Genomic DNA, 14,913 nt, shown 5'->3' with positions numbered 1-14,913 from the left:
GCGACGCTACATCAACTGCGGCAGCCCGGACGCACGCTAGTCCGCGGAACTGCCCGGAATTGCAGCCACCGCATAAATGAGCGCACCACCGCGCAGTAGCTCGATGACCGTGTCGCGATCGGCGGATGAGAAGACCATGCATCCGTCGCTCCTGCCGGCAACTCCAAGCGCGGCGATCATTTCCGGCTCCACGTACGACTGCGCATGGATCACGATCAATCGCTTGTATGCGTTCCTGTTCGTTGGTGACAGGCCGCGCAAGCGCATGGAGAGGCCGTTGCCTTCCGTGGGGCTCATGTACACCTCGTCCGTCTTGAAAAGGCCCAGGCTGCTCGCGTTGCTGTCGACCTCGTCCAGGAAGACGTTGGGCACCCCATCCATGTCGTCGGGCTCCGAGCCGATACCGTGCGCCACGATGAAGCTGTGAATGACGGTGCCGCTCGTTCGATCGATCACGTGAAACCGCGGTTGGTTGGAGCGCGTCGAGTAGTCCAGCACGGCCGCATACGGATGCTCGGAACTCTGCGCCAGCACGTAGCCAATGGCGGATTCGACCAGCGCGGAGCGCCCGGTCTGCGCATACGCGAGCCTCGGGGCGGCCGCAGTGCCGAGCCCGAGTTGAATTCCAATCATCATCCGAAGCAGCCATCGTCTTTTCATACGAGACCTCACTTGCAGATCGCCCGCCACCCCCCTGGGGGGAGGGCAATGATTGCACGGCATACCCAAGTGCGCCAGCGACCGCTCGGCGGAAATGCGCAACGCCCGCTTGCGGAGCCGGCGAAGTAGTTATAAAAAACAACCGCGCGCGCTTTGCTCCAGCACTACAACAGGAGACGTGGATGAAGCTCAAGGATCGACTCCCGGCGCCCTTTGCCTTGCTCCTGCTCGGAGCGGCGGCATCCGGTCATGCGGCAACGCCCATCGCGTGCAATGCCTTGCTCAACCAGTCCATCGAGGGCGCGACCATCACCAGCGCCGTGCTCAACCCGCCGACGTCGACCTTGCCCGAGCACTGCGAGATCCTCGGCACCATCGGCCAGCACACAGGCGCCGACGGCCAGACCTACGCGGTCAAGTTCCATCTGCGCATGCCGACCGCCTGGAGCGAGCGCTTCTACTACTCGGGCGGCGGCGGGCTCGACGGCAGCGTCGGTGGGGCCGATTCGCCGCAACTCGCGCAAGGGTATGCCGTGGTGTCCACCGACAGTGGGCACGATGCCGCGCTGAACATCTCGGCAATCGCCGGCAACGCCGAATTCGGATTCGATCCGCAGGCGCGCCTCGACTATGGCTACGAGGGACCTGGCCGGGTGGCGCAGGCGGCCAAGGCCATCACCCGCGCCTACTACCGGCAGAGGATCAGGTATTCGTACTTCGAAGGTTGCTCCGAAGGCGGCCGCGAGGGCTTGATGTTCTCGCAGCGCTATCCCGACATCTTCGACGGCATCATCGCCGGCAATCCCGGCATCGATCTGCCCAAGGCCGCGGTCGCGGAGGCTTGGGACACGCAAGCTTTCGCCAAGGCCGCGCGTGCGTTGACGCCATTCGGCAATCCCGACCTCGCCACTTCGTTCACGCCTGCGGAGTTGAGCGCGATCGGCGACGCGATCCTGAAGGAATGCGACGGGAAGGACGGTCTCGTCGACGGCATGGTGACGAACCCCCAAGCCTGCCGCTTCGACCCGCAGACGCTGGGGCCCCAGGGCTCGGGCATGTTGTCGGCCAATCAGGTCGCGGCCTTGAAAGACGTCTTCGGCGGTGCCAGGAACTCGAAAGGCCGAGCGCTCTACGCTGGCTGGTTCTGGGATCCGGGCATTGCTGCGGCCGGCTGGCGCATCTGGAAGATCGGGCCGCTCTTTCCTGGCCCGGGCAATACGTCGCTCAACACCACCTTGGGCGGCTCGGCACTGCCCTTCGTTTTCACCACGCCGCCCAATTCCCAGACGGCGGGGACGCCCGGTCATCCGGGCACGGTCGTCACGACGGCGGGTCCCGCGCCCGGCCTGCCGGGACTCAATGACGCTTTCATGCCTTGGCTGCTCGGCTACAGCATGGATGTCGACGCTCCGAAGATCTACGCTCGCAGCGGCATCTTCTCGCAGTCGGCCATGGACTTCATGGGCACCAGCTCGACCGACTATCGCCGCTTCCGCTCGGGCGGCAGCAAGCTCATCGTCTACAGCGGCCAGGCGGACCCCGTCTTCTCGTCGAAGTACCACATCGGTTGGTACCAGGACTTGATGGAGCGCGTTGGCGGTGTGCGCGCGACACAGCAATTTGCGCGTCTGTTCGTCGTGCCGGGAATGAATCATTGCGGCGGCGGCTATGCCACGTCGCAGTTCGACGCGTTCAGTGCCTTGGTCAACTGGGTCGAGCACGGAAGTGGGCCGGCTTCTCTTGTGGGCACCGCGCCCGCGGACACGCCGTGGCCGGGACGCACGCGGCCGATCTGCGCATACCCTGCGCAAGCGCGCTATGTGGGACACGGGAGCATCGAGGATGCCGCCAACTTCGCGTGTGTCGCAGTGCGTGAGGATGACAGGGACCACGGCGGCCGGCGCAATGGCGACCGCGACGGCGATGGCAACGGCGATCACGACCACCGCTGAAGGGTCAGGTGAGACGCGACGGCGGTTCGCTGTGTGACTTGGAAAACGCTGCGGCTGCGGCTTGCAGTTCGGGCACGAGCGTCAGCAGCCGGCGAGTGAGCCAATAGAGCTGCGCCGCATCGATGGGGTCCGGCAGCCTCAGCGTGTTGATCAGCCGCTGCGGGCGATCCCCGAATCCGAGAGAGGTCAGCGGCTCGAGGATTGCCGCCAGATCGGCCCGAACATGCTCGTCCACGAGCTCATGCTCATCCAGCCGGTGCCAGATGGCGCGCACTGCGCGCTCGCACATCTCGCCGTCCGACAGCGGAGCTTCCGCTTCTGGAAAGCCCAGCGCGCTCATCGGCATCTGCTGGATACCGGCTGTCTCTGCGCGTCCAAGACCTCTTCGTGAAGGCATGGGGTGCTCCTTCATGATGCCCACACGATACGCCGTGCAGGGGCAAGCGGCAATGCCATCGTCGAACGCGTCGTGCTGTGGGGACGCTCCTACGGTGCGCCGGCGAGTCGGTTCGACGCCACGGCACCCGCCTCTTCGAGCAGCCAGGCGCGAAAAAGCCTCAGTGCGGGCCGCTCGTCCTGCGTCGCGGGCATCACCAGGAAATAGCTGCGCTCGCCACGCAGCGGCCGGTCGCACGCGACGACGAGCTCGCCCCGCGCCAGTTCGGCTTCGATCAGCATGCTCGGGATCAGGGCCACGCCCAAGCCATGCGCCGCGGCGATCGCCAGCATCGAGAACAGTTCATAGCGCGGGCCGCTGTGGGCACGCGGCGCGTCCACGTTCTGCGCATCGAACCATTGGCGCCAGCCCTCAGGACGCGTGCTCTGCTGAAGCAAGGGCATGCGCGCCACCGCGAGCGGCGACAGCGGCTTGCGCCCGGTGAGCAATGCGGGGCTGCACACGGGAACCACGTCCTCGTTGAGCAGCACGGTCGATTGCGTACCGGCCCAGTTGGCTGTCTGCGAAGCGGTGCCCGCATAGATCGCCGCATCGAAGGGCGTGTCGTTGAACAGAAAAGGCCGCGTGCGCGTTTCGATATGCACGGTGATGTCGGGATGCTTCGCCGCAAAGTCTGGCAGCCGCGGGATCAACCACCGTGTCGCGAAGGTCGGCACGGCTGCGAGCTGAAGCGAGCCGCCTTGCCCCTGCCGCGCCATGGCATCGAGCGTGTCGCGCTCCATGGTGTCGAGCTGGCGGGCGATCTGGCGCGCATAGTCGGCACCCGCCGGGGTGAGCGCGACGCCATGGCGCGTGCGGCGGAACAGCGCCATCCCGAGGAACTCTTCCAGTGCGGTGATCTGGCGAGACACGGCGCTCTGCGTCAGCGCCAACTCCTGCGCGGCGCGCGTATAGCTTTCGTGGCGGGCGGCGGCCTCGAAGCAGATCAAGGCTTGGGTCGAGGGGATCTTGCGGCGCATGGTATGCGAAGGCTACATAGTTCGAGAGGCGCCGCCGTCACGCGGTCAATGAATCGGCGGCGATGTATTGTGCTTTGAAGTGCGCAAAGCGCATAACTCGGTGTCAAAACGTCGTTTGCGCTCGCGTTGCCCCGCGCTTACGATGGCACCCAACTTCAGCACTTCATCTTCGGAGACACACATGGCCAAGCACGCCGCATTTCACTGGGACGATCCGCTCCTGCTCGATCAACAGCTCACGGACGAAGAGCGCATGGTGCGCGATGCCGCCAATGCTTACTGCCAGGAGCGCCTCGCACCGCGCGTGCTCGAAGGCTTCCGCAACGGGGAAACCGATCCGGCGATCTTCCGCGAGATGGGTGCGCTCGGGCTGCTGGGCCCGACCATTCCCGAGCAGTACGGCGGCCCCGGCCTGAACTATGTCTGCTATGGCCTGATCGCCCGCGAAGTCGAGCGCGTCGACTCTGGCTTCCGGTCGATGGCGAGCGTGCAGAGCTCGCTCGTGATGGTGCCCATCAACGAATTCGGCACCGAAGCGCAAAAGCAGAAATACCTGCCCAAGCTCGCGACCGGCGAGTGGATTGGCTGCTTCGGTCTCACCGAGCCCGACCATGGCTCCGATCCCGGCAGCATGGTCACGCGCGCCAAGAAGGTGCCGGGCGGCTATTCGCTCAGCGGCGCCAAGATGTGGATCAGCAACAGCCCGATCGCCGATGTTTTCGTGGTGTGGGCCAAGGAAGTCAGCGAAAGTGGCGCCGTCGGTCCGATCCGCGGCTTCGTGCTCGAGAAGGGCGCCAAGGGCCTCAGCGCTCCGGCCATCCACGGCAAGGTCGGCCTGCGCGCCTCCATCACCGGCGAAATCGTCATGGACAACGTGTTCTGCCCTGAAGAAAACGCCTTTCCCGAAGTGCAGGGACTGAAGGGGCCTTTCACCTGCCTCAATAGCGCCCGCTATGGCATCTCGTGGGGGGCTCTCGGCGCTGCCGAAGATTGCTGGCATCGCGCGCGCACCTACACGCTCGAACGCAAGCAATTCGGCCGTCCCCTCGCCGCCAACCAGCTCATCCAGAAGAAGCTGGCCGACATGCAGACCGAAATCACGCTGGGTCTGCAAGGCTGCCTGCGCCTCGGTCGCATGAAGGACGAGGGCACCGCGTCCGTGGAGGTCACCTCGCTCCTCAAACGCAATTCGTGCGGCAAGGCGCTCGACATCGCGCGGCTGGCGCGCGACATGATGGGCGGCAACGGCATCAGCGATGAGTTCGGCGTGGCGCGGCATCTGGTGAACCTCGAAGTGGTGAACACCTACGAAGGCACGCACGACATCCACGCGCTGATCCTCGGTCGCGCCCAGACGGGCATCGCAGCTTTCGCGAACTGATGTCAGCCGCCGCTGCCGCGCAAGGCGCCCTCGCGGGCCTCAAGGTCCTGGACCTCTCCCGCGTGCTCGCGGGTCCGTGGTGCACGCAGATCCTCGCGGACCTGGGTGCGGACGTCATCAAGATCGAACGCCCCGGTGTCGGCGACGACACGCGCGCCTGGGGGCCGCCGTTCCTGAAGGACGCTGAAGGCAGGGACACCAACCAGGCGACCTACTTCACCGCCTGCAACCGCAACAAGCGCTCCGTCACCATCGACATGGCGACGCCCGAAGGCCAGGCGCTGCTCAGGCAGATGGCGGCTCAGAGCGACATCGTGGTCGAGAACTTCAAGACCGGCGGGCTCAAGCAATACGGGCTCGACCATGAAAGCCTGCGCGCGGCCAATCCGAGGCTCATCTATTGCAGCGTGACGGGGTTCGGCCACGACGGTCCGCACGCCTCGCGCGCGGGCTACGACCTGATGATCCAGGCGACCAGCGGCATGATGAGCATCACCGGGCGTCCCGACGATGTGCCCGGCGGTGGCCCTTTGCGCGTGGGTGTGGCGCTCACCGATCTCTTCACGGGCGTCTATGCGAGCACGGCGATCCTGGCCGCGCTGGAAGTGCGGCATCGCACCGGCGAGGGCCAGCACATCGACATGGCGCTGCTGGACGTCGGCATGGCGATCCTCGCCAACCAGGCGAGCGCCTTCCTCAACACCGGCGTGGCGCCGCAGCGCCAGGGCAACAGCCATCCGAGCCTGGCGCCCTACCAGGACTTCCGCACCAAAGACGGCTCGATGCTGCTGGCGATCGGCAACAACGGCCAGTTCTCCCGCTTCTGCGAGGCCGCCGGGCACGCCGATTGGGCCAGCGATCCGCGCTTTGCCACCAACACGCTGCGCGTCAAGCATCGCGAAGTGCTGATCCCCCAGATGGAAGCCGTCACGCGCACGCGCACCACGGCCGAATGGATATCGCTGCTCGAAGACAAGGCCGTGCCCTGCGGGCCGATCAACGACATCGCACAGGCTTTCGAAGACGATCAAGTCAAGGCGCGCGGGCTTGCCGTGAGCCTGCCGCGCGATGCGGGCGATGGCATCGACCGCATCGTCGGCGTCGCGAGCCCGCTGCGTCTGCAGCGCACGCCGCCGGTGCTGCGCAATGCGCCGCCCGCATTGGGGCAACACACAGATGAGGTGCTGGCCGAAATGGGCCTCGACGAAGCACGCCGCGCCGCGTTGCGCGAGGCAGGCGTGGTGTGAGCCAGGCGGGCACGGCCGGCACGCAGCGCGCGACGCGCGCGGCTGCCGCGCCCGCACCGGACACGCTGACGCCGGCGGACCGCTATCAGGAGCTCTTCGTGGCGGTCCAGAAGGGCCATGTCTTCGCCGACAGCAAGACCTTCGTCGACTGTGCGCCACGCATGGAGCCGGCGGACATCCTTGCCGCATACCGGGCGCAGTCCCCAAAGGCGGGCTTCGACCTGGTGGCCTTCGTGCATGCGCATTTCGACGTCATCGAGCAGGCGCCGTCCAACTACACCTCCGTGCCGGGGCAGCCCATCGGCGCGCACATCGCAGATCTCTGGCCCGTCCTGACGCGGCACCCGAAGTCGCATCCACCGCGGTCTTCGCTCTTGCAGCTTCCGCATTCCTACATCGTTCCGGGCGGGCGCTTTCGGGAGCTCTACTACTGGGATTCGTATTTCACGCTGCTCGGGCTGAACTGCGAAGGCGACGAGGGCCACGCGCGGCTCATGCGCGACATGCTGGAGAACTTCGCCTATCTGATCGATACCTATGGCCATGTGCCGAACGGCAATCGCATCTACTACCTGAGCCGCTCGCAGCCGCCCGTGTTCGCACTCATGGTCGAACTGGCCCAGCAACGGGGCGCAGCGCGCGCAGTCGACTTCCTGCCGCAGCTTCGCCAGGAACATGCGTTTTGGATGAATGGGAGCGATGGCCTGGCGGGAGGGCAGGTCGCGCGCCGCGTCGTGCGCATGGCGGACGGCGCGATGCTCAACCGCTACTGGGACGAACGCGATACGCCGCGCGAGGAGTCGTGGCTCGAAGACATGACGACCGCGCAGTCGTGCAAGCGCAACCCGGCCGAGCTCTTTCGCGACATTCGCGCCGCCTGCGAGTCGGGTTGGGACTTCAGCACGCGCTGGCTGCGTTCACCGCCGCCAGCGCACGCGAACCCGCAGGGCCGCTTGAACGTGCGTGCGGGCACGTCCGCATCGCTTGCGACCATCTGCACGACCGAGATCCTGCCAGTGGACCTGAACGCCTTTCTCTACAAGCTCGAATCGATGATTGCCGCGTTGTCAGGCGAGGCGGGCGACGCCGCGGCGCAGCAGTCATTCGCCGAGCTTGCCGAAGCGCGCAAGGCGGCGATCAACCACTATTTCTGGGACCCGGCTCAAAAGGCTTATTTCGACTATGACTGGCGCCAGGACGAACGGCGCTCCTGTCTGACCGCAGCTTGCGTCACCCCGTTGTTCGTCGGCGCCGCAGAGCCTGCACAAGGGCAGGCGATGGGCGACACCGTCTCGCGCCGGCTGCTGGCGCGTGGAGGCTTTTCAACGACTGAATGCGCCAGCGACCAGCAATGGGACCAGCCCAATGGCTGGGCCGGGCTGCAATGGATCGCGGTGCAGGGCCTGGCCGCGTACGGCCATGAGGATCTTTCGCGCAGCATTGCCAAGCGCTGGCTTGCGACGGTCGCGGCGCTCTACGAGCGCGAGGGCAAGCTGGTCGAGAAATACGCGCTGCGCCGCGTCGAGCATGAAGACACCAAGGGCGGGCACGGCGGCGAATATCCGCTGCAAGACGGCTTCGGCTGGACCAATGGGGTTACCGCAGCATTGCTTGCCGCGCATCCGCAGCATACGGCGCATGCCTGCGTGTCCTGCTCCACGGCGCCGATGCATCGCTGAGCGGCGAGTGCTTCTGAAGCAGCGCCGGAATCTCGCTGCGGCCGACGCCCAGGTCATGCAACTCGCGCTCCGACATCGAGCGCAACAAACCTCGATCTTGCCTCTCCCGCCGGGCGTTGCGGAGCAGGTCAATGAAGGCGGCGAAGAGGGCGGGCTTTGACTGCGGCATGAGTGGCTCCTTGGATGGAAATGCCATCTTGCGAGTCCATGCAGAATTGTGGAAGTTGAGAATTCCAAGGCCTATGATCAGCTTTCCTGATGAGACAACTCAACCTCGACCAACTCCGCACGCTGGTGTCGATCACCGATCTGGGCACCTTTTCCGCCGCCGCAAAGGCGCTGCATCTGGCGCAGCCGACGGTAAGCCTCCATATCAGCGAGCTCGAAGCGCGCCTTGGTGCACGGCTGGTGGTGCGCGGCAACCGTCGTGTGACCCCCACGCCCGCGGGCGCAGCCCTGGTCGAGCGCGCACGGCGTTTGCTGCGTGACGCAGACGATGCCGTCGATGCGGTACGGCGCCAGGCCGAGGGGCGAACCGGGCGGGTGAGACTGGGCACGTCCACTGGCGTGGTGGTCGATCTGCTCCCGCAGGTACTGGAAGCATTGGAGGCAAGCAATGCCGGGATCGATGTCGAGGTGGTCATCCTCGGTTCGAACGACGCCATGGCGCGCCTTGCCATGGGCACGCTCGACATCGGCCTGGTGGCGGTGCCGCAGCCGCCGGTGCGCGAGCTCGTCGTCACGCGCTGGCGCAGTCAGCCGATGATGGCCTTCGTGCCGCGCAAGTGGGGTCCGCCGAAACGCGCAACGCCAGAGTGGCTTGCACAGCGGCCATTGATCTTCAACGATGCCACCACGCACATGTATCACCTCACGATGCAGTGGTTTGCCGCGGCGGGTGAATCGCCGCGCCCGCGCATCGAGCTGAACTATGACGCGGCCATGCACAGCCTCGTCGCGGCCGGCTACGGCGCTGCGGTGCTGCCGGCCAATCCGAGCGCCGAGGCGAATGCCGATCCGCGGGTGCAGGCGCTTGCATTGAGCCCGAAGCTCACGCGCCACCTGGGCATCGCGCATCGGCAGCGGCCGGCGCTCGATGGTGCAACGGCCACGGTGCTGAAAATCCTCATGCAATTCGCCCAGCGGTAGCTCGGAGCGTCAGACCGCCCGGCCCACCACCGCCAGCGCGATCACGACCACGCCGAGCAGCAGGTTGATACGTACCAGCTTGCGGATGAGGTCGAGCGAAGCCGCTGCCACGGGCCATTCGCGCCCCGCGACCGCGCGCTTCAGTCGAGGATAGGGGGCGAAGCGGATGTGCAGGTAGATCGCCATCATGAAAAGCCCCAGGCCGAACATGAGATGCACGTTCCAGCGGACGTTCGCGAAGCCGCCGGCCCGCCAGATGAGCCCGAGGCCGGACGCGAGCAACACGATGATGGCCGCCCAGACGCCCGCGAAGAAGCGAGCGAGCACGTCCGTCATGAAGGGCAGGCGCAGCGGCGGATCGAGCTTTGCAACAGCCGCTGGCCGCACTGCGAAGTGCATGAGCGCCATGCCGCCCACCCAGAAGGCCACGGCAAGAATGTGGATGAAGAGGAGGAGCGGGGCGAGAAGCGGCATGGACGTGAGCATGCGCCAAGCGTAGACGAGATCGCCCGTGTTGAATACTCAAGCCTTCACGCCGCGTCTGTTCACGAGCACGATCCCCAGCGCCACGCCGGTGAGCGCGAGCACCAGTTGCAGCGTGAGCGGCTCCGAAAGAATCACCACGCCGAAGACCAGCGCAAGCAGCGGCGTGAGAAAAGTGAAGGACGAAATCCGCGTCGCAGGGTAGTGCCGCAACATCCACATCCATGCGAGATAGCTGGCGAATGCGCCGATCACGGTCTGCAGACCGATTGAGAGCCATGCGTAGTTCGAATACGCGAACCCCCAATGTTCGCCCAGCAGCAGAGACAGCACCGGAGAGAGCGCCGCGGTGACGGTGATTTGATAGAAGAGCGTTTTTTCGGCGCTGGCCGTCGACAGCCGGGTTGTCCGGATCGCCAGGGTCGTGAGACCCCACAGGACGCCGGCCAGGAGGGCGAGTGCGTCACCGCGCAACTGACCCGAGGTGCTATGGCCGAAGCTCTCGCTGAAAGCGAACACCACGCCGGCGAATGCAATGGCGAGTCCGATCCACTGCGCGCCGCGCAGCCGCTCGGCGGGCACAAAGCGTGGGAGCAACACCGCGACGACAAATGGCGCGGTGTACAGGAACACCGTGAGCCTCGATGCGCTGGTGAGTTGCAGGCCGAGGTAGATGCAGGTGAATTCGCCTGCGAACAGCGCGCCGGCGAGCAGGCCGCCCGGCAACGTTCCGTCGCGCTCGAACAGCGAAACGCCACGCCATTGGCACCAGAGCCACAGCAGCACGACTGCGCCGGTCATGCGGATCGATGCCTGCCACAGCGGCGGCACTTCGGTCACGGTCGTCTTGATGAGGATCTGCTGCAGTCCCCAGAATGCGCAGCAGGCAAGCAGGAGCGCGGTGGCGCGAGTGTCGAGATGGTCCTTGCGTTCGATCATGGATTCGTTTTTCTTGGTGGGTAAGGTGGCTTGCCGCGGGTGCCGACCATGAGGTCCGGCACCACGGTTTCCACCTCATTGACCTTGCGTGCTGCGCTTTCCAGGCGTTGCGCCATTTCGCGCGTCGGGACACAGCCCTGCAGATAGACCCATCGGCGCTGAACTGTGACCCACACGCTGCTGCGGCGCAGGCCGGGCACTGCGGTCAAGGCCTTGCGCACTTCAGGCGCGATGGCCTTGTCGTAGAGGTAGGCATTGCTGTCCTTGCAGCGGCCCGCGAGCCAGCAGCTTGTGCCTCGCTCGAGCCGGCTGTGCATCTGTTCTCGTGCTTCAGCTGCGGAATAGAGCGGCCCGAGCGGCGCCGGGCAGTCCGCGAGGCCTGATGACACCTGGAAAAAAGGGTCGTCGAAGAAATTGCTGCGCTCCCCGCCATCTGCACCGTGCGCCGCCTGCGCCGCCGCACTCGCGAGTACGACGGCCGCTGTCAGCCAACGTGAGCGGCGGCCCGGATTCAAAGCGGATGCTCGGTGTAGAAGCGCCCACCATGGAACAGCAATGGAGATGCGCCCGGGCTGTGCGCGCAGCGCTCGACCTCGCCGACGAAGATCACATGGTCGCCTTCGTCATAGCGGCTGCGATTGAAGCACTCGAAACTGGCTGCCGCGCCGAGCAACACCGGCGCGCCGCCCACGCCTTCGATGAAGGCAACGTCTGCCCAACGGTCGACATCCTTCGTTGCGAAGCGCTCTGCCAGGATCTTCTGGCTGGACGAGAGGATGTTGATCGCATAGTGCGATCCGGTGCTGAGCGCCGCCATCGAAGCGGCGCTGCGCGCGAGGCTCCACAGCACCAGCGGCGGATCGAGCGACACCGAGTTGAACGAGTTGGCGGTGAGCCCGACCAGCGCTCCTTCGGCAGAGCGCGCGGTGACGATCGTGACACCGGTGGCGAACATGCCGAGCGCGGCGCGAAATTCGTCGGTCGAGAAAGAAGGCGGTTGTGCCTGGGCGGGAGCAGTCACGAAGAAGCGGCAAAGTGGAAGGCTATTCTGGCATCTTGACTCGCCCCCAGGTTGGCTCACTTCGTGTAGCCGCCCACCCCCTACCGGGGGCGCTGCCGGTGGCGCGGCGAAGCCGATTCCACAGCAGCCCACGAAAAAACCGGCGCGAGCATCGGGGGAGGTTGATCAGCCGAAGAACCAGTAGCCGACGCCGATCGCAGCGATGACTCCCGCCAGTTCGGCCAGCAACGCGCAGCCCACCGCATGGCGCGCGCGCTGGATGCCGACCGCGCCGAAGTACACCGCGAGCACGTAGAACGTCGTCTCCGTGCTGCCCTGGATCACGGCGGCAACCCGCGCTGCGAAGCTGTCTACTCCCTGGCTCTTCATTGTCTCGATCAGCATCGCGCGCGCCGCGCTGCCCGAGAAAGGCTTCACGAGCGCGGTCGGCAATGCATCGACGAAGCGCGTGTCCCAACCCGCTCGCGCCACGAGCCAGCGGATGCTCTCCAGCGCGAGGTCGAGTGCGCCCGAGGCACGCAGCGCGCCGATGGCGCAGAGCATGGCAACCAGGTAGGGAAGCAGATTCTTCGCGACGTCGAAGCCCTCCTTTGCGCCTTCGACGAAGCATTCATAGACCTTCACGCGTCGCAACGCACCCGCCAGCAGGAAGGCGACGATCAGCCCGAACAACGTGAGGTTGCCGAGCAGCGAAGAGAGCGAAGCCAGCGCTGCCGAGGACAAGGTCGAAAGCAGCGCCATGAACCCCCCGAGCAGCAATGCGCCAGGAAGCAGGTACGCGAGCACCACGGGATCCCATAGCTTCAGCCGCTGCATGAACGCGACCGACAGCAGTCCTACCAGCGTCGATGCGCTGGTGGCGAGGAGGATCGGCAGAAAGACCAGCGTCGGATCGGCCGACCCCTGTTGGGCCCGGTACATGAAGATGGTGACCGGCAACAGCGTCAGCGATGAAGCGTTGAGGACGAGGAACAGGATCTGCGCATTGCTCGCCGTGGTCGTGCTGGGATTGAGCGCCTGCAATTCGCGCATCGCCTTCAACCCGATCGGCGTGGCCGCGTTATCGAGGCCGAGCGCGTTGGCGGCAAAGTTGAGCGTGATGAGGCCGAGCGCAGGATGCCCCGCCGGCACTTCGGGCATCAGCCTCCGGAAGAGCGGCCCGAGCATCCGCGCGAGCAAATTCACGATGCCGGCCGCTTCAGCAATGCGCAGGAAACCGAGCCACAAGGTCAGTGTGCCGAAGAGAAGCACCATCACCTCGACGGACAGCCGCGCCATCGCGAACAGGCTCTCGACGATTGCTGCGAACACGCCGGCGTCGCCGCCGATCAGCCAGCGACCTAGCGCAGCCACTGCTGCCGTCAAGAAGAATCCAAGCCACAAGCCGTTGAGCACGCGTACCCCTTGCTGCCGATGCGGGCCGATCATAGGGGCCGCGACAATTGCGGCGATGAACATCACTCGGAGGGACCTCAACCGCGCCGCGCTCTGGCTCGCGTTGGGGAAGTGGGCCACACCAGTGCGCGCGGGGCCGAAGACGCCGCGTTGGACATCGAATCCATTCACGCTCGGTGTCGCCAGCGGACAGCCGCGGCCGCACAGCGTGGTGATCTGGACGCGTCTCGTGCCAGCGCCGGAAGATGCAGGCGCCGTCCGCACGCACACAGTGCAGTACGAAATCTTTGCCGACGAGAGCTTGCGGCGGCCGGTGACGCGCGGTGAAGTGACAACGGGCTTGTCGCGCGCGCTGAGTGTTCATGCGGTCGTTCCGGGCTTGCAGCCGCAGCGCGACTATTGGTATCGGTTCACTTGCGGCAACGCGGTGAGCCCGATCGGCCACACGCGCACGGCGCCTGCCGCAGATGCCGATGTCCGCCGAATGCGCTTTGCGCTCGCTTCGTGCCAGCACTACGAGCAGGGGCGCTTCATTGCGCACCGTGAGATCGCCGGACGCGAGCTGGACTTCGTGTTGTTCGTGGGCGACTACATCTACGAAGGCAGCGGCGCCAGCTACGACATCCGCAAGCACGGTACGCGCACGCCGCACTCGCTGGACGAATACCGCGACCGCCATGCGCTCTACAAGGGCGATGCCGATCTGCAAGCCGCGCATGCGGCGCATCCGTGGATCGTGACTTGGGATGATCACGAGGTGGTCAACGACTATGCAGACGATCGCGATCCGGCCTACAGCACCCCAGCGCGCTTCCTGCGGCGTCGCGCGGCTGCCTACCAGGCCTATTTCGAACACATGCCGCTTGAGCTGCCGCCCCAGGGCGCCGCGGTCCGCATTCATGACCACTATGCGTGGGGTCGCTTGGCGGGCCTATGGACACTGGACTGCCGCCAGTTCCGCAGCCACCACGCGTGTCCCGATCCGAAGCGTGATGTGGGTCGCACGTTGATCGAATGCGCCGAACTGGGCGATCCGGCGCGCACCGTGCTGGGCTCCAAGCAGGAGCGTTGGTTGAGCGAAGGTTTGGCGTCTTCGACGCGCAAGTGGAATCTGCTCGGTCAGTCGACCCAGATGAGCGCCACCGGCATCAATACAGCCGAAGGCCGCAAGGTCTGGACGGATGGCTGGGACGGCTACCCCGAAGCGCGCCGCCGTCTTCTTCAAGGCGCGAGCGACGCGGGCGTGCGCAACTTGGTCGTGATGGGTGGCGACGTGCATCGGCATGCGGCCGCGGACCTCCGGGTCCATTCCAACAACCGGGCATCGCCGGTCGTTGCCAGCGAATTCGTCGGCGGTTCGGTAACGTCCCGGGGCGCCAGCGTCGGCGCCATGGCGCGCATGCGCCGCGACAATCCCGACGTCGCGTACGCGCGGGGCGATCAACGCGGCCACGCGCTGTTCGACGTTACGCCCGATCGCATGCAATGCGAGTTTCGGGCGACGCCACATCCCGTGCGGGCCGATTCGGTTTTCGAGACTACGGCCCGCTTCGAGGTAGAAGCGGATGCTGCGGGCGTTCAGCCGTCTTGA

At 65.8% G+C, this 14,913-nt stretch carries 15 protein-coding genes; 6 read left to right on the top strand and 9 right to left on the bottom strand.

The annotated features are described in order from the left end of the window. Positions 1 to 36: 36 nt before the first annotated feature. Positions 37 to 660: a murein L,D-transpeptidase catalytic domain-containing protein gene (locus AC1DEK_RS27415; protein ID WP_478128469.1), complete on the bottom strand. Its 624-nt coding sequence runs from the start codon at positions 658 to 660 to the stop codon at positions 37 to 39. 182 nt (positions 661 to 842) lie between these two features. On the opposite strand from AC1DEK_RS27415, the gene AC1DEK_RS27410 reads away from it, so the two are divergent. After that, entirely contained in the window at positions 843 to 2,612 is a 1,770-nt protein-coding gene (locus tag AC1DEK_RS27410) for a tannase/feruloyl esterase family alpha/beta hydrolase (protein ID WP_478128468.1), read from the top strand. Between the two features lie 4 nt (positions 2,613 to 2,616). Here the strand turns inward: AC1DEK_RS27410 and AC1DEK_RS27405 are convergent, their stop codons facing one another. Further along, complete coding sequence (locus AC1DEK_RS27405) at positions 2,617 to 3,009, bottom strand: hypothetical protein (protein WP_478128467.1); 393 nt, start codon at positions 3,007 to 3,009, stop codon at positions 2,617 to 2,619. An 89-nt stretch (positions 3,010 to 3,098) separates the two neighbouring features. After that, positions 3,099 to 4,028: a LysR substrate-binding domain-containing protein gene (locus AC1DEK_RS27400; RefSeq protein ID WP_478128466.1), complete on the bottom strand. Its 930-nt coding sequence runs from the start codon at positions 4,026 to 4,028 to the stop codon at positions 3,099 to 3,101. A 181-nt stretch (positions 4,029 to 4,209) separates the two neighbouring features. Between AC1DEK_RS27400 and AC1DEK_RS27395 the strand changes: the two genes are divergently transcribed. From AC1DEK_RS27395 to treF, 3 genes are read left to right on the top strand one after another with little or no spacing between them, the layout of a single operon-like run. After that, a complete protein-coding gene (locus tag AC1DEK_RS27395; protein WP_478128465.1) occupies positions 4,210 to 5,409 on the top strand; it encodes an acyl-CoA dehydrogenase in 1,200 nt (399 codons plus the stop codon). Further along, positions 5,409 to 6,656: a CaiB/BaiF CoA transferase family protein gene (locus AC1DEK_RS27390; RefSeq protein ID WP_478128464.1), complete on the top strand. Its 1,248-nt coding sequence runs from the start codon at positions 5,409 to 5,411 to the stop codon at positions 6,654 to 6,656. Before AC1DEK_RS27395 ends, AC1DEK_RS27390 begins: the two co-directional genes overlap by 1 nt. Then, entirely contained in the window at positions 6,653 to 8,335 is a 1,683-nt protein-coding gene (gene treF, locus AC1DEK_RS27385; protein ID WP_478128463.1) for an alpha,alpha-trehalase TreF, read from the top strand. The genes AC1DEK_RS27390 and treF overlap by 4 nt, the downstream gene beginning before the upstream one ends. On the opposite strand, the gene AC1DEK_RS27380 is transcribed toward treF, so the two are convergent. Further along, positions 8,253 to 8,504 carry a YjiS-like domain-containing protein gene (locus AC1DEK_RS27380; protein WP_478128462.1) on the bottom strand — a complete coding sequence of 84 codons (252 nt, stop codon included), beginning with the start codon at positions 8,502 to 8,504 and terminating at the stop codon, positions 8,253 to 8,255. The two genes, treF and AC1DEK_RS27380, sit on opposite strands and share 83 nt — an antisense overlap. Before the next feature lie 89 nt (positions 8,505 to 8,593). Between AC1DEK_RS27380 and AC1DEK_RS27375 the strand changes: the two genes are divergently transcribed. After that, a complete protein-coding gene (locus tag AC1DEK_RS27375; protein WP_478128461.1) occupies positions 8,594 to 9,484 on the top strand; it encodes a LysR family transcriptional regulator in 891 nt (296 codons plus the stop codon). A 9-nt stretch (positions 9,485 to 9,493) separates the two neighbouring features. Here AC1DEK_RS27375 and AC1DEK_RS27370 read toward each other — a convergent pair whose 3' ends face one another. The 5 genes from AC1DEK_RS27370 to AC1DEK_RS27350 form a co-directional block, all read right to left on the bottom strand. Then, complete coding sequence (locus tag AC1DEK_RS27370; RefSeq protein WP_478128460.1) at positions 9,494 to 9,958, bottom strand: CopD family protein; 465 nt, start codon at positions 9,956 to 9,958, stop codon at positions 9,494 to 9,496. A gap of 48 nt (positions 9,959 to 10,006) precedes the next feature. After that, positions 10,007 to 10,906: a DMT family transporter gene (locus AC1DEK_RS27365; protein ID WP_478128459.1), complete on the bottom strand. Its 900-nt coding sequence runs from the start codon at positions 10,904 to 10,906 to the stop codon at positions 10,007 to 10,009. After that, positions 10,903 to 11,421 (bottom strand): BON domain-containing protein, encoded by a 519-nt coding sequence (locus AC1DEK_RS27360; RefSeq protein ID WP_478128458.1) that lies wholly within the window; start codon positions 11,419 to 11,421, stop codon positions 10,903 to 10,905. Before AC1DEK_RS27360 ends, AC1DEK_RS27365 begins: the two co-directional genes overlap by 4 nt. Next, the gene (locus AC1DEK_RS27355; RefSeq protein ID WP_478128501.1) at positions 11,418 to 11,861 is read right to left on the bottom strand and encodes a flavin reductase family protein; all 444 of its coding nucleotides are present in this window, start codon (positions 11,859 to 11,861) and stop codon (positions 11,418 to 11,420) included. The genes AC1DEK_RS27360 and AC1DEK_RS27355 overlap by 4 nt, the downstream gene beginning before the upstream one ends. A 231-nt stretch (positions 11,862 to 12,092) precedes the next feature. Further along, positions 12,093 to 13,322 (bottom strand): nucleoside recognition domain-containing protein, encoded by a 1,230-nt coding sequence (locus AC1DEK_RS27350; RefSeq protein WP_478128500.1) that lies wholly within the window; start codon positions 13,320 to 13,322, stop codon positions 12,093 to 12,095. A gap of 55 nt (positions 13,323 to 13,377) precedes the next feature. On the opposite strand from AC1DEK_RS27350, the gene AC1DEK_RS27345 reads away from it, so the two are divergent. Next, on the top strand, positions 13,378 to 14,913 hold the full coding sequence (locus tag AC1DEK_RS27345) for an alkaline phosphatase D family protein (protein ID WP_478128457.1): 1,536 nt from the start codon (positions 13,378 to 13,380) through the stop codon (positions 14,911 to 14,913).

This window comes from Variovorax sp. 10N420, assembly GCF_056394705.1.
Note: the sequence above shows the minus strand (reverse complement) of the source record. Positions and strands in the feature narration are given on the sequence as shown.